Genomic DNA, 17728 nt, shown 5'->3' with positions numbered 1-17728 from the left:
GGCCCTCGTCGTCGTCGCCTTGTCCATCCGGCCGGGACGGCGCTGTCCATCCGGCCGGGACGGCGCTCCGAAACCCTCGCGGTCGCCGGAACCACCGACGCGGCCCCTGACGCCACCCGCGGGCGCGGCGTACGTTGGGCCACACCCGCACCACACGACCAGAGGAGATCGCCCATGTCCGATGCGCTCTATACCGTCGAAGCCCTGTCGACCGGCGGCGGCCGGGACGGCCACGTGGCCACCGCCGACAAGGCCGTGGACCTGAACATGGCCCCGCCCAAGGAGCTCGGTGGCTCCGGCGAGGGCAACAACCCCGAGCAGTTGTTCGCCGCCGGGTACGCCGCCTGCTTCCACTCCGCCCTGCAGAGCGCGGCCCGGCAGAAGAAGGTGAAAATCGACGGCTCGTCCGTCGGCGCACGGATCTCGCTGGTGCGCTCCGGCGAGGAGAGCATCGACCTGGCCGTGCAGCTCGAGGTGATCATCCCCGGCCTCGAGACCGAGCAGGCCGACGAGCTAGCGAAGCTCGCCCACGAGATGTGCCCCTACTCGCGCGCCGTGGAGGGCAACATCGAGGTCAGCGTCTCGGTCGGCGAGGACTGAGCGTCCTTACCTCAAGGGGGCGTGTCAACAAAGATCTTTTATCCGGCCGTTAGCTGCGCTAGCGTTGCCGCAAGGTCGGCGTCCTCCCGTCGATCCGGGAAGTCACGGGGAGCCTTCCATGCGGAGTACAACGATCAGACGCGGCATCGTCCTGGCGGCCGGGGCTTTCGCGCTGGCCGCCTCGGCCTGCAGTCATGGTGAGGCGGAGTCCTCGGACGAATCGGCGATCGCGCCCCCACCTCCGCCCGCGTCGGCGATCGTCGGCACGCAGCCGGTCCTCGCCGTCGACATCGTGCAGGGGCAGCAGGATCAACCGGTCGACGTGCAGGTCGACGGCGACGAAGGCGTGGCGGTGACGTTCCGCGAGCTCACGATCGTCGCGGGCACCGGCACGGGGAGGCACTGCCACCACGGGCAGCTCATCGCCGTGGTGAAGCAGGGCGAGATCACCCTCTACTCCGACACCTTGCCCGGAGGCACGCGTACCTTCCGGGCGGGGGACTCGATCGTCGAAGGCGCCGGCTACCCGCACGAGGCGCGGAACGAGGGCACCGAGGACGTCGTCCTCATGGTGACGTACGTGACCCCGGTCGGGAAGCCGCTCGTCGAAGAGGATCTCTCGCAGTGTGAGTGATGGCGGGATCAGCGGTGGATCTGGCCGTCGTCGACCTTCACGACCGTCCCGGTGACCGCGTCCGAGGCATCGGAGACCAGGTAGAGCAGGGTCGAGTCCAGCTGATCCTGACGGCCGATGCGCTTGCGCGGGAAACCCGGGGCGATGTCGCCCATCCGCGAGAGCATGCCGTCCATCATCTCCGACTCGAACGCCCCCGGCGCGATGGCGTTGACGTTGATGAAGTTCCGGGCCCACTCCACGGCGAGCGTCTCCGTCATGCGGTTCACCGCCGCCTTCGTGGTGGCGTAGAGCGCGGCGGCCTCACCGGCGTAGTGGAATGAGTTCATCGACGAGATGTTGACGATCCGGCCCGGCGACTCGGCCGCGATCAGTCGACGCGCCACCCCGGTCGCCATGAGCCACGGGCCGCGGATGTTGGTGTCCAGGACCGCGTCCACGAGTTCGAGCGGCATCTTGTGCGCGCGCTGGGCGTCCGGGATGCCCGCGTTGTTGACCAGGATCTGCGGGATGCCGTACTTCTCGGTGACCTCGCTGATGCAGTCCTCGATCGACGCCGCATCCGCCACGTCGAGCCCGACGCCGTGAGCCGTACCGCCGCTCGCGGTGATCGACTCGACGACCTCCGTGGTCCGCTCGGTGCGACGCCCCGTCACGATCACCGTCGCGCCGGCCCCGGCCAGCACGTGGGCGAATCGCGCGCCGAGTCCGGCGGTCGATCCGGTGACGACGGCGACACGTCCGGCGAGGTCGACAGCGCTCATGGTGGGCTCCTTCTGGATGGCGGGCTGGGTGGCGGGCCGGGCGTGGGATGGGCGGCGGGCTGGTTATGGCCCGGCGCGGGTTAAGTGGCGGACTGGGCGTGGGCTGCCGGTCAGGCGAAGAGGTCGGGCAGCCCGTCGGAGACGCGGTCCGGGAAGTCCGGTTCCTCCTTGGCGAGGAACGCGGAGACCCCGGCGCGGATGTCTGCGGACTTGCCGCGGGTGTAGATCCCGATCGACTCCGCGCGGTGGGCGACCTCCGGGTCGGGTGCGCCGAGCATGCGCCACATCAGCTGACGGGTCAGTGCCGCCGACACCGGAGCCGTACCGCGGGTCATTTCGCGCGCGATCTCGATGGCGCGGGGGAGCACCTCGTCGGCGGGGAGCAACTCCCGGACCAGACCCCGCTCGAGGGCTTCGGCCGCCGGGATGGTCCGGCCACCGACCGTCCACTCGACCGCCGCGGAGATGCCCACCACGCGGGGCAGAAACCAGGTCGAACACGCCTCCGGAACGAGCCCGCGGCGGGTGAACACGAAGCCGAACTTGGCGTTCTCCGCCGCGATGCGGACGTCTGTCGGGAGAGTCATGGTGACGCCGACCCCGGCCGCTGAGCCGTTGATGGCCGAGATGATCGGCTTGGTCATCCGGTAGATCCGCAGCGCCACCTGACCGCCCGTGTCCGGCGGCGCTGCGCCCGTGTCGGCATCGGGTTCCGCGACGAACGTGTCTTCGCCACCCGAGAGGTCCGCCCCGGCGCACAACGCCCGACCCGTGCCGGTGAGGACGACCGCGCGGACGTCGTCGTCGGCGTCGCAGGTGTCGAGGGCGGCGATGATGTCCGCCAGGTTCTGCGACGTCACCGCGTTGAGCTTGTGTGGTCGGTTGAGCCGGATGACGGCGATCTCGTCGTGGCGCTCGAGAATGACTTCCGGCTGCGCGGAGTCGGTGTTGGCGGCCTGGTCAGGCGAGGTCTGCATATGTGCGGACGCTACCCGCGGGCGCCGCAGAGGATGGCGGATTCGGCGTCACCGAAGCGGCCCGGCCCGCGGCGTCTGCTCGGGGCGGCGTGGCGCGCGGAGCCCACCGCGAAGAGGAATTCGCACACCTGCTTCTCGGCGTTCTCAGGTGGCTAGCGCAACACCGGCGATTAGTTCGGTCATCTTCGCATGGGGACTGTGGAAGCCGTGGATGGCTCGGGGGCGGATGTTGAGGAGGCGTTCGGTTTCGGCGAGTTCGTCGTCGCTGATGGTGTTGAAGTCGGTGCCTTTGGGGTAGAAGTCCCGGATCAGTCCGTTGGTGTTCTCGTTGGATCCGCGCTGCCAGGGCGAGTGCGGATCGCAGAAGAAGATCGGGCAGCCGGTCTTGACGGTGAACGCGGCGTGCGCTGCCATCTCGGTGCCCTGGTCCCAGGTGATCGTGGATACCAGCCGGGAGGGCAGCGCCTCGATCATCTGGGCCAGTACATCGGTGACGGTGGCGCTGTCCCGGCAGCCGGGCAGGCGCCCGATCAGTACGTAGCGGGTGTGGCGCTCGACCAGGGTGACGATCCCGGAGTTGTTCGGCCCCACGACCAGATCGCCCTCCCAGTGCCCGGGCACGGCGCGGTCCTCCACCTCGGCCGGCCGGTCGCTAAGGCGAGCTCCTTGCAGCCACGGACGCGAGGTTCGCGGCGGCAGGGCGGACGTGGGCACGCGGCTCTTGCGCCCGGAGCGCAAGGCCTTTTCGACCTTGAGCTCGTGCCGCAGCGCGCCCTTGCCCTGGACGTATAGCGCCTGGTAGATCGTCTCGGGGGACACGTTCATCTCCGGCTGATCGGGGAACATCACCCGCAGCTCCCCGGCGACCTGCTCGGGTGAGAACCGCTGGTTTAACCGGGCGATGACCTCGCCGCGCAGCTGCGTGGCCTCCAGCTTGCCCGGCCGGCAGCGCTTGCGCTTGTCCAGGGCCAGCAGATGGGCCAACCGGGCGTCGTAACGCCGCTTGCCCCAGTGCTCGAACGAGTGGGCAGCCAACTCCCTCGAGATCGTCGAGGCGGCCACCTGCAGACCCCGGGCGATCGCCCGGACCCCGGCCGGGGTCGGCAGGTCGAACATGGCCTGGATGTAGACCCGGTCAAACAGGGTCAACCGGCGATAACTCGCCGACTCCTTCAGCGGCCGCTGGGATACGGCCGTTGCCACACCGGAGCCCACGCCGCCGCGTCGTCCCACCTCAAAGGTCATGCCCGCAAGCTTGGCCCACCTCCACGCCGTGGCCATGCTGACACCCCACAGCGTCGCCGCCTCGATCCCGGTCATGCCCTCCAGCAAGGACCGACACACACCCGCCCGCAGTCTCCAGTCCAGCTGTTTAGCCACCACACACCCCGATCAGTCAGGGTGTTGCGCTAACTCCTAGAGACCACCCTCGAGCGATGCGCGTGAATTCCTCTTCTCGGTGACTGGCGGCCGAGTCGGCGACCCGGTGCCGGCGGCGGAGACGGCCGATGGCCGCGCGGGCGGCGCCGGTGCTGACCGGGCCGGCCGCGCGGTTCCTACGGTCAGAGCATCTGCCGCAGCATGTACGGCAGGATGCCGCCGTGCTGGTAGTACGTCTCCTCAGCCGGGGTGTCGATGCGGACCTTCGCGGTGAACTCGATCGCGTCGTCGCTCTCGCCCGCGCGGACCGTGACCTCGCCCGGGACGGAATCCTGGCCGTCGAGTCCGGTGATGGAGAAGACCTCGTCGCCCTTGAGCCCGAGGCTGGAGGCGGATTCGCCCTCGGGGAACTGCAGGGGCAGCACGCCCATCCCGATGAGGTTCGACCGGTGGATCCGCTCGAACGATTCCGCGATCACGGCCCTCACCCCGAGCAGCTTGGTGCCCTTGGCCGCCCAGTCGCGCGACGAGCCGGAGCCGTACTCGGCGCCGGCGATGACGACCAGCGGCACGCCTTCCTCGGCGTAGCGGATCGACGCGTCGTAGATGCTGGTCTGCTCGCCGCTGGGGAAGTGCGTCGTGACGCCGCCCTCGGTGCCGGGCGCCAGCTGGTTGCGCAGACGCACGTTCGCGAAGGTGCCGCGGATCATCACCTCGTGGTTGCCGCGCCGCGACCCGTACGAGTTGAAGTCCGCCGGCTCGACGCCCTGCTCCTGCAGGTACTTCCCGGCGGGCGAGGAGGCCTTGATGGCTCCCGCCGGGGAGATGTGGTCGGTCGTCACCGAGTCGCCGAGAAGAGCCAGCACGCGGGCGTCGGTGATGTCCCCGATGGGCTCCGGCTCCGCGGACATGCCGTCGAAGTACGGTGGCCGCCGGATGTACGTGGAGTCCTCGTTCCAGTCGAACTTGTCGCCCTCCGGCACGCTCATCCCGCGCCAGTTCTCGTCGCCCGTGAAGACGTCGGCGTAGCCCTTGGTGAACATGTCGGCCTCGAGGTTGGCGTCGACGACCTCCTTGATCTCGGCCGAACTGGGCCAGATGTCGCGGAGATAGACCGGCTCGCCGTCGGAACCGGTCCCCAACGGGTCCTCGAGCAGGTTCTTACGCATGGTCCCGGCGAGGGCGTAGGCGATGACCAGCGGCGGGGACGCCAGGAAGTTCATCTTGACCTCGGGGTGGATGCGCCCCTCGAAGTTGCGGTTGCCGGACAGGACGGCCGCGACGTTGAGGTCCTTGTCGCCCACCGCCTTGCTGACGGCCGGCGTCAGCGGCCCCGAGTTGCCGATGCACGTCGTGCAGCCGTACCCGACCAGGTCGAAGCCCAGCTGCTCCAGGTACGGGGTGAGGCCGGACCGCTCGTAGTAGTCGGTCACCACGCGGGATCCGGGGGCCAGAGTCGTCTTGACCCACGGCTTGGGCTCGAGCCCCCTCTCGACCGCCTTCTTGGCGAGCAGCGCCGCGCCGATCATCACCGACGGGTTGGACGTGTTGGTGCACGAGGTGATCGCCGCGATGACGACGTCCGCGTGGTCGACGATCACGGGGGAGTCGCCGCCCAGCAGAACCTCCGCCGGGTCGCTGGGCCATCCGAGCTCGGCGTTGGCGGTCAGCTGCTCCTCCGAGTACTGGCGCGGCGGCTCGTTCTTGGCGGTGCTGGCGCCGGGGGAGACCGGGTCGCTGGCGGGGAACGAGTCCGCCGAGGCGTCGTCGACGCTGCCGTCGTCCGAACCCGAACCCGAGCGCTCGGCTTCCTCCGCCAGATTACTCAGGACGACCGCTGGCGCCTCGCCCAGCTCGATACGGTCCTGCGGGCGCCGGGGACCCGCGATCGACGGCTCCACGCTCGCCAGGGCGAGCTCGATGACCTGGGTGTACTCGGCAGGATTGTCCGGGTCGTGCCAGAGCCCCTGCTCCTTGGCGTAGACCTCGACCAGCTCGATCTGCTCCTCCGACCGGCCGGTCAGCCGCAGGTAGTCGAGCGTCTCCGAGTCGATCGGGAAGATCGCACACGTCGCCCCGTACTCCGGGCTCATGTTGCCGAGCGTGGCCCGGTTGGCCAGCGGCACGCTGGAGACGCCGGGTCCGAAGAACTCGACGAACTTGCCGACCACGCCGGTCTGACGCAGCAACTCCGCGACGTGGAGGACCAGGTCCGTGGCGGTCGTGCCCTCCCGCAGTTCGCCGGTCAGCTTGAGGCCGATGACCTCCGGGATGAGCATGCTCATCGGCTGACCGAGGAGAGCCGCCTCGGCCTCGATGCCGCCGACGCCCCAGCCCAGCACGCCGAGGCCGTTGACCATGGGCGTGTGCGAGTCGGTGCCCACCAGCGTGTCCGGGTAGGCCTGGATCATGCCCTCGGTGCCCTCGCGGGTGAAGACGACCCGGGACAGGTACTCGAGGTTGACCTGGTGGCAGATGCCCGTGTTCGGCGGGACCACGAGGAAATCGGCGAACGACTCCTGCGCCCACCGCAGGAGCTGGTAGCGCTCCTGGTTGCGTCCGAACTCGAGGTCGGCGTTGACCTGGAAGGCGTCCGGGCGGCCGAAGACGTCGGCGATGATCGAGTGGTCGATCACCAGCTCACCGGGGATCAGCGGGTTGATCTTCTTGGCGTCCCCGCCCAGATCGGTGATCGCGTCGCGCATCGCAACCAGGTCGACGACGCACGGCACTCCGGTGAAGTCCTGCATCAGGACTCGGGCGGGCGTGTACTGGATCTCTCGATCCACCTGTTTCCGGGGATTCCACTGCTGGAGCGCCTCCACCTGCTCGGCCGTCACCACGCGGCCGTCCTCGTTGCGCAGAAGATTCTCCAGCAGGATCTTCAGGCTGTAGGGGAGTGGTACCTCGGTGGACACGCGGTCGAGTCGGTAGATCTCGTAGTCGACGCCTCCGACTGCCAGCGCGTCTCGCGAATTGAAACTGTTGACACTCATGATCGGCCCCTTCCTAGGATGGCGCCGATGGAGCCGTGCGAGTGAGGGGCTCACCGGCGTTGAGCCCGACCCTACCCTGGTTCATGGAAAGTCATAGGCCGTCGCGCGAACCAGGGTTCGGGTTGAAACGCCCAGCGACGGGCGGGGTCTCAGGGACCTACGCCGCCAGCTCGCCAGAGCGACGGCTCAGGCGGGAGTCCCCGAGCGCTCGCGGGAGCGTGCGCGGCGCAACAGCGGCTCGAGCTGGGCATCCTCGTCTGGGGTGGCGATGTGGAACGGCGGCTCGGCCGGCGTCGGGAGACTTTGTCGCTCCTGCCCGCGGGTCGCCCGCAGACTCGCTACCACCGACACGGCGAGGATCGTCGCGATGACGGCCAGCGAGAGCGGGGTCGGGATGTAATAGACGTCGATCTTCAGCAGCATTTTCACGCCCACCCACATCAACACCAACGCCAGGCCGATCTTGAGGTACACGAACCGATGGACCAGATCGGCGAGTAGGAAGTACATCGCGCGCAGCCCCAGGATCGCGAACGCGTTGGCGGTGAAGACGAGGAACACCTCGTCGGTGACGGCGAAGATGGCGGGGATGGAGTCGACGGCGAATACGACGTCAGTCGTCTCGACCAGCACGAGCACTGCCAGCAGGGGAGTGGCCATGATCAGTCCGCCCTTGCGGACCAGCAGTCGCTGTCCGTGGAAGGTGTCCGACATGGGCACGACCCGGCGGAAGGCACCCAGCACGCGCGACTGGTCCGGGTTGAGGTGCTCGTCGCGCTGACGGATCATGCGGAAACCCGTGTACAGCAGGAACGCGGCGAAGATGTAGAGGACCCACGAGAAGTTCTGGATGAGTAGCGCGCCGCCCGCGATGAAGATGCCACGGAACACCAGCGCGCCCAGCACACCGAGGAACAAGACCCGGTGCTGGAACTGCGGCGGCACCGCGAAGTGGGCGAAGATGATCGCCCAGACGAAGACGTTGTCCACGGCCAGGGACTTCTCGATGAGGTAGCCGGCGAAGTACTGTTGGCCGAAGTCAGCGCCCCAGACGACCCAGACGATCACGCCGAAGCCGACTCCGAGCGCTATCCAGACCGCCGACCACGCGGCCGCTTCCTTGACGCCGATGACGTGTGCCCGGCGGTGTGCGACGAGGTCGATCGCAAGCATCACGACGATGAAGGCGATGACGGCGAACCAGAGCCAGAGCGGGGTGTCCATAACGGGGACCTTTCGATCAGTGGGTGATCGAAGGTCTCTCCCGGCCTGCTCGGCCCGCGTCGCCGGATCCGTGGACCGTAGTGACGACGACGCGTTGAGGGATACTCCCCTTCTGGTTGGGTCAGATTAGCGGCAGTGGTGAATCGCGCGCAACGGTGGCCGGCGAACGACCGAGGGGCCGCGGTGAACGCACGGCCCCTCGGACTCGATTGGTCGGCGGTCAGTCGACGTCGTCGTCAGACCCCTCCGCGTCGCCGTCGTCCGCGGGCAGCTCCAGGGCCTGCTCCGCGACATCGGCGGGATTCGCTTCCCGGAAGGGGTCGTCGACGGTCACCTCGGGCTCGTACTCCTCGGGAGCGGTGACCGAATCGGGGCCCGGCGTGTACTCGTCCGGGTCGATGGGTTCCTCGGTGATCATCTCGTCCTCCTCGTGGCGTGGGGGCGCGTGGACCTCCACGTCTAGCAGCCTCTCGCTGGCCGCGCCACTGGGCAGCGCGTCGGCCCGTGGACCAAGGGCCGAGGACTCAGCCCTTGTCGCATCCGATTCCACCGCCGTCACGGTCGGCTACCAGCGCCGCACGCAGGACTCGCCGCGCCCCAACCTCCCGCGAGTGGTCACAAATGCGGCGTGGTGGCGAAGCTGACCTGGGAAAACATGAGCAGGTGTGACCGCGCGATGGAGTGAGGGCGTTGCAGCAGGGGCCACGGGCCAGGGCCAGCCCGACGTCGCCGAGCCGCCCATAATCGGCGGTTACCGCCGTCCCGGCCTATAGACGAGGGGACAGAGGTACGGACTTTTAATCCGCAGGTCGTCGATTCGGGCCGCTCGTGGGCAGGCCGTAGCCGGTTGCCGCTCGTATGTGGCATTACGCCCCGCCCCGGTCGGTGGTCTCGGTCCGGGCGGAGACCGGCCACACGGACTCCGAGCTCCTCACCCCTCCAACCGCGTCACCACGCCCCGGTCTCCGTCCACGTGGACGCGGTCGCCGGTGCGCAGCGTCTGCGTGGCGACGATGGTGTTCACCACGCACGGCAGGCCGTACTCGCGCGCGACCACCGCACCGTGTGAGACCGGGCTGCCGATGTCGGTGACCAATGCCGCGATCACCGTGAAGTACGGCGTCCAGCCCACGTCCGTCACCGGCGCGACGAGCACCTCGCCGGGCCGGACCTCGCGGGCGTCGACGATCGAGCGCGCCACCCGCACCACGCCCTCGACCGTTCCGCGGCTCGCCGGTCGGCCCACGATCTCTCCGCCCGCGGCCTCCCGCGGCGGCCGCGCGATGAGCGGCACGGGCCGGCCGACGGAGACGTCCGGGAACTCCAGCGCGTCCTGGTAGGCCAGCGCCTCGCGGCGCTGTTCGGCGCGGGAGATCAGGGCGGCGACCGTCGCCGCGCCGGCCGCGCCCGCGCGGTCGCTGCCGCCGTCGAGCCCACTGCCGCTGCCGCGCCCAGCGCCGGCGCCGAGCTCGCCGAGACCGAGCCCGCCGGTGACGAGGTCGGAGTCACCGAGAACGCACGCCAGCTCGGGTCGGTCGAAGAAGAACACCAGGTCCGCATCGGGCAACCGCCCGTCCGCCGCGAGCACCTCGCCGAGATGTCGATAGCCGCGCTTGAGCGCGTGTGCCATCAGCGCCATCTTCGACTTGGTCTCCTCGCGACCCCGCGCGCCGCCCCGCGCCAGCCGGGCCAGCACCCGGATGGCCCGCGACCCCGGCTCGGGCCCGGCGGCAGTCGCCGAGGTCGCCGCGGTAGCCGCGGTAGCCGCGACCGCCGAGATCTGCCCACCCCGCGCCAGCGTCGACCGCACCATGGCCTGCATGATCGCGCCGAGGCCCTCGGGGTCGTCGGCCCACGAGGCGTCGCGCATGCACAGCTCGCGATACCCGCGGTGGCCGTGCCGGGCCAGGAACCGCCGCAAAGCCACGCCCCACGTGTCGGCCGACGCGAGCACCGCCGCGACCGCCGCCCCCGGGTCCGCGGCGAGGAACCGGTCGGTGGCGGGCTCGTCCGCGGCGAGCGCGCGCACCACCGACTCGAGCTCGGCCAGCATCACGGCGCTCTCCACGTCGTCCGCGCCGGCCATCAGCCGGGACGCCTCGGCGCGACCGTCGTCCTCGCTGCCGCCCGCGGCGACGGCCCGCCGCACCACCGTGCTCTCCAGGACGTTCGCCGCCACGGCCGCCCTCGACGACGACCGCACGTGCGTCAGCGTCACCGCGCAGTACAGGTCGACGCCCGCCTCGAGCTGTCGCCACACCTGTAGTGGGTCGCTGCCGCGGGGGATCCCCCAGCCGCTGATCTGCTCGCCGAGTCGTCGCACGGCGGGCCCGGCGGTGAGCGCGAACGTCGACAGCCGCACGGTGTTGCCGAGCCGCCGAAGGAACGGCTGCGGCGGTTTGGGCACGAGTTCGTCCACCACCCGCCCGCAGATCGAGGTGGAGAACTGCTCGAGCGAGTTGCCCAGCAGTCCGGAGCTCAGTGCCGTCCCCTCGGTGAGGTTGAGGAACATGTGCCCCGAGAAGTACCCGACCTGCAGCCACGATCGCTCGTAGGCCGGTTGCGCACGGGCGACCACCTGCACCATCTGCATCGCGTGGTCGATCGCGTACCCCGAGACCGACTCGGTGAGCGGGCAGAACGCGCCCGGCATCATCTCGCCGATGTTGCAGCGCGTGTACACGTGATCGGCGCCCGCGAGCGTGGAGTCCTTGTCGCCGAGGTCCGCGGGCAGGGTGGTGACGGGCCTCGCCTGCAGCCACCACAGTCGCCCGGCCCGGTCGATCGCCCACTCCAGGTCCATCGGCCGGCCCCAGTGCCGCTCGGCGCGCAGCGCTCCGGCCCGGATTGCGGCGATCTCCGCCTCCGTCACGACCGGCCCCCCGCCGACCTCGCGCACAGCGATCCGGCCGGCGGGATCCAGGACGACGTGGTCGGGGGAGGCGGTGCCGTCGACCAGGGAGTCGCCCAGTCCGGCGACGGCGTCGATCACCATGAGGTCGCGCCGCGCGGTGGTGGGGTCGGCGGTGAACACGACCCCGGCCGCCCGGGCGTCGACCATCTGCTGGACCACCAGGTGCATCGGGGCGGGGGAGCGGGTCTCGCCGCGGTAGGCCGCCGCGCGCCGCGACGCCGCCGACGCCACGCACGTCCGCACCGCGTCGGCCAGTGCCTCGGCCGAGTCCACGCCGAGCACCGTGTCGTACTGGCCGGCGAACGACTGCGCCGCGCCGTCCTCGCCCACCGCCGAGGAACGCACCGCGACCGGGGTGGCGCCGGCGTCGGCCATGCGGTGGAACCACCCGACCGCCGGTGAGGCGGGCGCGGTGGGCGCGGCGGGGACGGTGGTTGCGGTGGGTCCGGTGTCGACGACGACGAGGTCAGCCCCCGCATCCACGATCACGAAGCCCGGTGGGACGTCCAGGCCCAGTCGGATCAGTTCGGCCAGGCCTGCGGCTTTGCCTCCGTAGCGGTCGTCGGTGACCTGCTGGAGCTCGACGGTTTTCATGGCCGACCCGCCAGCTCGTCGACGATCTGCGCCAGCGCGTCGGTGGCGATCGGCCCGGTCTGATAGAGACACACGCGGCCGCCGCCGCCGCCCCCGCCGCCGCCGCTCCCGCCGGCGCTGCTGCCGCCCATCCCGCCGACGCTCTCCACGCGTTCGCGGATGTGCGCGGCGACCTCGGCCGGGGTGCCGCACGCGGCGATCGTGTGCAGGATCTCGTCGGTGATGAGCGACGACATCTCCTGCCATCGCCCCTGCTTGCTCATGGCGTTGAGCTCGGGCTGCAGATCGCCCCACCCGTGCGCGTCCAGCACAGGCTTGTACGCAGGCGTGGAGCCGTAGAACGCCAACAACCTGCGGGTGGACGCGTGCTCGTCGTCGTCCCGCGCGCCGCCACCGCCCCGACCGCCACCGCCCCGACCGCCACCGCCCCGACCGCCGCCGCCGGGCCCGGCGCCGGCGCCGGTGACCGACACGATCACCTCGGGCACCACCTCGAACCCGTCCTCACCGCGGCCGGCGGCCGCCAGGCCCGCCCGGACGTGGGGCATGGTGTGCTCGCGCAGGAACGTCGTCGTCCCGAATGGCATGACGAGCAGGCCGTCGGCGACCTCCGCGGTCGCGCGGGTGAGCCGCGGGCCGAGCGCACCGAGGTAGATCGGCGGCGGGCCGTGCGGCGAGGGCGGCGGGACGAACGTGGGCGTCATGAGGGTGTGTCGGTAGAACTCCCCGCGGAAGTCCAGCCTCTCGCCGGTGGCCCAGGAGTCGAAGATCGCCCGCAGCGCGCCGACGAGTTCGCGCATCCGCTCGACCGGACGGTCGAAGTCGGCGCCGTAGCGCTTCTCGATCTGGGCGCGGATCTGCGTGCCCAGGCCCAGGATGAAGCGGCCCTCGCTGAGCTGTTGCAGGTCGTGGGCCTGGTGCGCGAGCTGGACGGGGTTGCGCGGGAAACCGATCGCCACGTTGGACATCACATCCAGCCCGCGGACCTGCGAGGCCAGTACGAGCGGGGTGAACACGTCGTGCGGTCCCTCGAACGTGAACACCCCGGACGCCCCGGCCTCCTTGAGCTCCTGAGCGCGACGCACCGCGTCGGTGGGTCCGAACAGTGCGGTCATGACCTTCATCGGCGCGTCTCTCTCGCCGCGGCGGCGCCGGTCACGGCGCCACGTCCGTCCAGTCGGAGAAGCCGGACGGGTGATGCGGTCCCAGCACCCCGTGCTCGAACAGGCCCGCACCCTCACGGCGGGTGCCGTCGGCCTCGGTGCACACGGCGTGGCCGACGTGGTCGATGAGGCTGAACGCCGCACCGGCCATGACCTGCGGGTTCGTCAGGTCGAAGCTCATGCGTTCGGCGAAGTTCTCGCCCTTCCAGCTGCCGTGCGACCACGTCGGGTCGCCGCCGTAGCCCGAGCCGAACGCGATCGGCGAGAACAGTCGCGACTCGACCTCCAGCCGGATCCGCTCGCCCGCGCGGTTGAGGAACTCCACCCGCGCGCCGGTCGGGATGCGGGTGCCGGAGCGGTAGTCGATCTCCACCCGCACCCCGTCGAGTTGCTCGACCCGCCCGTCCCTCCACCGCCGCGTGCAGTCGTACAGGCTGCGGTGCCCATCGGGGTCCTCCTGAAGGATGAGGAACAGCTGGAAGTCGTCGAACGCGAGCGGCAGGTACAGCCACCACATCCCCCGGAACGAGTCGTCGGGCCTCCCGGGCGCCTCGGCCTCACCGACCGGACGGATGCCCCACGAGCGGTCCCGGGCGGCGACCGTGCTCCCGTGCGTCAGCTCCACCTTGTCGTCGTCGACCTCTATCCACCCCCCCACGTGCCGACCTGCGCGAACCGGCTCGCCTGGAGCGTCACCCGCCTGTCGGTGACCATCGAGTGCGGCTCCTCGAGCGCGGCGGGGAACAGGCCGCGCCACGTCAGGTCCGCCGCGACGCCCTCGGTGCGCTCGAGCGTCAGGCGCAGCTCGCGCAGCGGCTCGATCACCTGGAGTCGGTAGCCGCCGACGTGCGGGTTGAGGCGGTCGTCGTCGATCGCGTCGCTCAGGCGCAGCGCCGTCTGCGTGTCCCCGCGGCGGATCACGAAGTACGCGTCCTTCACGCCCAGGCGCGGGTAGTAGCCGATGCCGGTGAGCACCATGAAGCGGCCCTGCCGGTCCAGCACGTTGAAGTAGGAGCGGTCGTAGAAGTTGCGGTCCGACGTCGCGGGCCAGGTCAGCGGCGCGGGCGTCTGGTGGATGGGGTACTCGTCGAGCGGGCTCAGCTGCACGGCACACTCCCTCGGTGCGGGTCTCCGGGCGGCGCGCGGTGGACCCGGGCCGGGGCCCGACACGGGGGCCGGGTCGGCGGTCGGGTCGGCGGTGGGTAGATACGATGCGCGTCGCATCGGAACTAGGGTGAGACCATGACAGCAGACGGCGGCACCGCGCGCGGGGAATCGGCGAAGTCCGCGGGCCGACGAGGGCCCGGGGCCGCCGACGGACGAGCACCCGGGCCCGCCGGGGGACGGCCCCGCGACTCCCGGATCGACGCCGCGATCATCGCCGCCACCCGCGAGCTGCTGCTGGAGACCGGCTACCCGGCGCTCACCCTGTCGGCGATCGCCGCCCGCGCCGGGACGACCACCGCCGCGCTCTATCGACGGTGGTCGAGCAAGGCGCAGCTCGTCCACGAGGCCGTGCTGGAGGCGGAGGCGGTTCCCGGCGTCGTGCCGTCGGCCGACTCTAGCGAGCAGTCGGACATCCGCGCGCTGGTCGAGACGATCCGCTCGATGTTCGACCGGCCCGAGCTGCGCGTGGCGCTGCCCGGCCTCATCGCCGACACCGTCGCCGACCCCGAGCTGCACGCACGGATGATCGCGCGGCTGGCCGGCGACCTGCCCGCGTTCGAGTCGCGGTTCGGCCGCTCCCGCCGCGCCGACGACCCGCTGCCGGTACTCGCCGAGGTCGTCGCGGGCGCGGCGATCTTCCGGCTCCTCGTCAGTCAGGACGCCGCGCTGGACGAGCAGTGGGTCGACGAGGTGACCGCGCTCATCACCGAGCGGTGGCCGGGGCGCGTCAGGAGTTGGCGATCGCCAGGATGATCCACACCGGCAGCCAGAGCCCGAACGTCACGATTGTCAGGATCAGGTGCAGGGCGTGGTTGACCCGCTTCGCCGGGGCGCCGTGGACGTAGACCGTTTGCTGCATCGGCGGGTAGCCGAACTGCTGCGGGTACGGGCCCTGCTGGAACTGCGGCGGGGGCACGTGGAGGTGCTGCGGGATGTACGGGTCGCCGTACCCGTAGGGCGAGGGTGCCCCGTACGGCGCGGCCGGCGGCATGCCGTAGGGGAAACCGCCCTCGTGGGCCAGCGGCTCGGCCGGCCGCCCGTAGGGCTGGGGCTCGGCCGGTCGGGCGAACGGCTGCGGCTCGACCGGCCGCGGCCCGGCCGGCCGGGCGTAGGGCTCGGGCTCACGGTGCCCCGAGTAGCGCTCGACGCTCTCGGCGGTCGGCAGGCGCTCGGTCGGGAACTGCTCCGCCGGGTACCGCGCCGTGGGGAACTGCTCGGTGGGGTTCAGGTGGTCCGGCAGCGCCGAGCGGTCCCGGTTGTCGTGGCCGCCCTCGGTCCACGGCCCGTCCTGGCGCCGCGGGTACTGCTCGTTCATGGTGACTCGATTCGAGGCTCGGGGCAGGGTGGGACTCCCACCAACATAACCCCCACCGCCGCATGTTCACGCCGTGCGGACGGAAGATCCGGGTCAGGATCAGGGTCACCCCGACCCCCGGCACGCGCGCCTCGGGGAACATCCCAGGGACGCCCACCCATCCCGACGCGGGCGGACTCCGAATCTCTGGCAGACGCTGAGACGGAAGGCCCCACCATGAGCACCCTGACCACGATCACCACCTCGCTGACCGGCGCCGTAGCCGCAGCGGAACTGGACGCCGGCGCCGCCCTGCTCGCGAACACCACCTGGATGCTGCTCGCTCTCCTCACGCTCATGGTGTTCGTCGGCGTGGTCGTCGCGGTCCAGCTCATCGGCGGACCCGGCGCACGCCCCTTCACCGCCCGCGCCCGCGCTCAGGACCTGGCGCCCACCCCGCTGCCCGCCTCGTATGAACTCCGGGCCCCCGACCGCGCCGTCGCCGAGGCCACACGCGGACTGACCCGCTAGCACGACTTCTGAACCCTCTCCGGGGAGGTTGAGCTCGTCGGCGTCGCCACTACTGCCAACAGAGGCGTGGCGCGCGCCGCACGGGCCCGTCCGCCCCGGTCAGCCTCCGCAGGCGCCGTCGGTGGGCGCGGCCGGGCCGGCGTCGCCGTTCGGGCCCGACGTGGATCTGAGCTCGCCTGGCCCGGCGTCACCGCCCCCTCCGGTCCCGTCGCCGTCGACGGCGGGCAACGAGGCGGTGGCCGTGGGCGACGACGGCGCGCACGACCCGCCCGCCGAGCTGGTCGGCGTGGCCGGCACGGACGTCGACGCGCGGGCGGTCGGCGAGCCGGCGGTGACGGATGCGGAGGCGGTCGGGGCGGTGGCCCCCTGTTCCGCCGGACCGGTTGGAGCGGTCCGAGGCACCCGGATGGTCCACGGCGACGGGCGCTCGCCCGCGGCATCGGTGCCGTCGAGCCCGGCCTCCGGCGCCGCGTCGTCGGCGGGCAACGAGGTGACGACCGTGGACGACAGCACCCAGGTCTGCGGACTCGTCGACTCGAGTGGCGCATCGGGTTTCGTGGACGTGGCCGGATTGATGGCCGACGACGCGCCCCGCGGACCGAACGGGGCCAGCAGGAACATCAGCACCACCGCCGCGACCGCGACCATCGTCCAACCGAGCGCTGCGTGAGACGCCGAATCGGACGACGGGGAGGCGGGCGGCGGGCCGGTCACGCCGTCGCCCCGCGCGGTGTCGGCGGCGAGCGCATCGACGGCATCGCGGCGCACCTCCCCGGCCCGCCGTCTGTCGCCGGACCGCCAGAAACCGATCATCGTGCCCCCTCGCCAGGCACCCGCGCCGGTCGGCGGGGTGCTCATCCGGGAGACATCGAACCGTCCCTCTCCCGCGCTCTACATCGCCGCGCGTGCGGTAAGCGTTACCTCACTATCCGGCTGTGCTCGGGGCTGAACTGGGAGAACGTAAGTCGGCGGCCGTCCAGTACTGGTTAAGGTCGACCTCGTGGACAGGGTGTACGGGAACAGGCTGCCGACGGAGTACCGCTGGGGCGTGACCGCGCTCGCACTGGTCCCGTTGGTGGCGCTCCTGGCGGGGGCGCTGGCCGGACAGGTGGCTCTGCTGCCGGCGTTCGCCCTCTTCGCGCTGGGCGTGGCCGCCGTGTCGGTGTACTGGGCCGGTGGCACGACGATCTCCGCCGACGACGGGCTCGTCCGTATTGCGCTGTTCCCGCTGTGGCGCAGGCGCATCCCGGCCGAACAGATCCGGTCCGTTCGCGTGGAGGCGGTCGCGCCGATCGGCCGCGAATGGGGCACCCGCGGATCGCTGCGCCGCGACGGCGAGATCTTCATCGACGCCGGTCATTCCTCGACCTGCGTCGCGTTCCACCTCCACGACGGCCGCGTGATCCGGGCGGGAGTCGAGTCGCCGGAGCGTGGCCGCCGGATCGTGGAGTCGCTGGCGCGCGCCACGGGGCGCTGAGTCGGAGGGTCGG

At 71.0% G+C, this 17728-nt stretch carries 15 protein-coding genes and 1 pseudogene; 5 read left to right on the top strand and 11 right to left on the bottom strand.

The window, feature by feature from the left end; genetic code table 11:
- Positions 1-174 precede the first annotated feature (174 nt).
- Together A6035_RS12715 and A6035_RS12710 are read left to right on the top strand one after the other, a co-directional pair.
- A complete protein-coding gene (locus tag A6035_RS12715) occupies positions 175-600 on the top strand; it encodes an organic hydroperoxide resistance protein (protein ID WP_108848076.1) in 426 nt (141 codons plus the stop codon).
- A 118-nt stretch (positions 601-718) separates the two neighbouring features.
- Positions 719-1234, top strand: coding sequence for a cupin domain-containing protein (locus A6035_RS12710; protein WP_108848075.1), 516 nt, complete (start codon positions 719-721; stop codon positions 1232-1234).
- Between the two features lie 8 nt (positions 1235-1242).
- On the opposite strand, the gene A6035_RS12705 is transcribed toward A6035_RS12710, so the two are convergent.
- The 9 genes and pseudogenes from A6035_RS12705 to A6035_RS12665 form a co-directional block, all read right to left on the bottom strand.
- A complete protein-coding gene (locus tag A6035_RS12705; protein WP_108848074.1) occupies positions 1243-1998 on the bottom strand; it encodes an SDR family NAD(P)-dependent oxidoreductase in 756 nt (251 codons plus the stop codon).
- 110 nt (positions 1999-2108) lie between these two features.
- The gene (locus A6035_RS12700; RefSeq protein ID WP_108848073.1) at positions 2109-2975 is read right to left on the bottom strand and encodes an enoyl-CoA hydratase-related protein; all 867 of its coding nucleotides are present in this window, start codon (positions 2973-2975) and stop codon (positions 2109-2111) included.
- A 144-nt stretch (positions 2976-3119) separates the two neighbouring features.
- Complete coding sequence (locus tag A6035_RS12695) at positions 3120-4355, bottom strand: IS30 family transposase (RefSeq protein WP_425267503.1); 1236 nt, start codon at positions 4353-4355, stop codon at positions 3120-3122.
- 182 nt (positions 4356-4537) lie between these two features.
- The gene (gene acnA, locus A6035_RS12690; RefSeq protein ID WP_108848072.1) at positions 4538-7351 is read right to left on the bottom strand and encodes an aconitate hydratase; all 2814 of its coding nucleotides are present in this window, start codon (positions 7349-7351) and stop codon (positions 4538-4540) included.
- A 186-nt stretch (positions 7352-7537) separates the two neighbouring features.
- Complete coding sequence (locus A6035_RS12685; protein WP_108848071.1) at positions 7538-8575, bottom strand: TerC family protein; 1038 nt, start codon at positions 8573-8575, stop codon at positions 7538-7540.
- 220 nt (positions 8576-8795) lie between these two features.
- Positions 8796-9032 carry a hypothetical protein gene (locus A6035_RS12680; RefSeq protein WP_108848070.1) on the bottom strand — a complete coding sequence of 79 codons (237 nt, stop codon included), beginning with the start codon at positions 9030-9032 and terminating at the stop codon, positions 8796-8798.
- A gap of 474 nt (positions 9033-9506) precedes the next feature.
- Positions 9507-12083, bottom strand: coding sequence for a PEP/pyruvate-binding domain-containing protein (locus A6035_RS12675; RefSeq protein WP_244192436.1), 2577 nt, complete (start codon positions 12081-12083; stop codon positions 9507-9509).
- On the bottom strand, positions 12080-13207 hold the full coding sequence (locus tag A6035_RS12670; RefSeq protein ID WP_108848069.1) for a TIGR03617 family F420-dependent LLM class oxidoreductase: 1128 nt from the start codon (positions 13205-13207) through the stop codon (positions 12080-12082). The genes A6035_RS12675 and A6035_RS12670 overlap by 4 nt, the downstream gene beginning before the upstream one ends.
- A gap of 31 nt (positions 13208-13238) precedes the next feature.
- A pseudogene (locus A6035_RS12665) lies at positions 13239-14353 on the bottom strand (Rv3169 family protein).
- Between the two features lie 135 nt (positions 14354-14488).
- On the opposite strand from A6035_RS12665, the gene A6035_RS12660 reads away from it, so the two are divergent.
- Positions 14489-15166 (top strand): TetR/AcrR family transcriptional regulator, encoded by a 678-nt coding sequence (locus A6035_RS12660; RefSeq protein ID WP_108848068.1) that lies wholly within the window; start codon positions 14489-14491, stop codon positions 15164-15166.
- Here A6035_RS12660 and A6035_RS12655 read toward each other — a convergent pair.
- The gene (locus tag A6035_RS12655) at positions 15141-15728 is read right to left on the bottom strand and encodes a hypothetical protein (RefSeq protein ID WP_108848067.1); all 588 of its coding nucleotides are present in this window, start codon (positions 15726-15728) and stop codon (positions 15141-15143) included. The two genes, A6035_RS12660 and A6035_RS12655, sit on opposite strands and share 26 nt — an antisense overlap.
- A 216-nt stretch (positions 15729-15944) precedes the next feature.
- Between A6035_RS12655 and A6035_RS12650 the strand changes: the two genes are divergently transcribed.
- Positions 15945-16238 (top strand): hypothetical protein, encoded by a 294-nt coding sequence (locus A6035_RS12650; protein WP_108848066.1) that lies wholly within the window; start codon positions 15945-15947, stop codon positions 16236-16238.
- Positions 16239-16337: 99 nt separating this feature from the next.
- On the opposite strand, the gene A6035_RS12645 is transcribed toward A6035_RS12650, so the two are convergent.
- The gene (locus A6035_RS12645) at positions 16338-17096 is read right to left on the bottom strand and encodes a hypothetical protein (RefSeq protein WP_108848065.1); all 759 of its coding nucleotides are present in this window, start codon (positions 17094-17096) and stop codon (positions 16338-16340) included.
- A 142-nt stretch (positions 17097-17238) separates the two neighbouring features.
- Between A6035_RS12645 and A6035_RS12640 the strand changes: the two genes are divergently transcribed.
- Positions 17239-17715 (top strand): hypothetical protein, encoded by a 477-nt coding sequence (locus A6035_RS12640; RefSeq protein WP_108848064.1) that lies wholly within the window; start codon positions 17239-17241, stop codon positions 17713-17715.
- The last annotated feature ends 13 nt before the right edge of the window (positions 17716-17728 follow it).

Source organism: Dietzia lutea (genome assembly GCF_003096075.1).
GTDB classification, from domain to species: domain Bacteria; phylum Actinomycetota; class Actinomycetes; order Mycobacteriales; family Mycobacteriaceae; genus Dietzia; species Dietzia lutea.
This window is presented reverse-complemented; position numbering and strand designations above follow the sequence as displayed.

What these genes read in the sequence shown, in the direction of transcription:
- A6035_RS12715 (WP_108848076.1), top strand. Translation starts at nt 175, where the DNA reads ATGTCCGATGCGCTCTATACCGTCGAAGCCCTGTCGACCGGCGGCGGC.
- A6035_RS12710 (WP_108848075.1), top strand. Translation starts at nt 719, where the DNA reads ATGCGGAGTACAACGATCAGACGCGGCATCGTCCTGGCGGCCGGGGCT.
- A6035_RS12705 (WP_108848074.1), bottom strand. Translation starts at nt 1,998, where the DNA reads ATGAGCGCTGTCGACCTCGCCGGACGTGTCGCCGTCGTCACCGGATCG.
- A6035_RS12700 (WP_108848073.1), bottom strand. Translation starts at nt 2,975, where the DNA reads ATGCAGACCTCGCCTGACCAGGCCGCCAACACCGACTCCGCGCAGCCG.
- acnA (WP_108848072.1), bottom strand. Translation starts at nt 7,351, where the DNA reads ATGAGTGTCAACAGTTTCAATTCGCGAGACGCGCTGGCAGTCGGAGGC.
- A6035_RS12685 (WP_108848071.1), bottom strand. Translation starts at nt 8,575, where the DNA reads ATGGACACCCCGCTCTGGCTCTGGTTCGCCGTCATCGCCTTCATCGTC.
- A6035_RS12675 (WP_244192436.1), bottom strand. Translation starts at nt 12,083, where the DNA reads ATGAAAACCGTCGAGCTCCAGCAGGTCACCGACGACCGCTACGGAGGC.
- A6035_RS12670 (WP_108848069.1), bottom strand. Translation starts at nt 13,207, where the DNA reads ATGAAGGTCATGACCGCACTGTTCGGACCCACCGACGCGGTGCGTCGC.
- A6035_RS12660 (WP_108848068.1), top strand. Translation starts at nt 14,489, where the DNA reads ATGACAGCAGACGGCGGCACCGCGCGCGGGGAATCGGCGAAGTCCGCG.
- A6035_RS12655 (WP_108848067.1), bottom strand. Translation starts at nt 15,728, where the DNA reads ATGAACGAGCAGTACCCGCGGCGCCAGGACGGGCCGTGGACCGAGGGC.
- A6035_RS12650 (WP_108848066.1), top strand. Translation starts at nt 15,945, where the DNA reads ATGAGCACCCTGACCACGATCACCACCTCGCTGACCGGCGCCGTAGCC.
- A6035_RS12645 (WP_108848065.1), bottom strand. Translation starts at nt 17,096, where the DNA reads ATGAGCACCCCGCCGACCGGCGCGGGTGCCTGGCGAGGGGGCACGATG.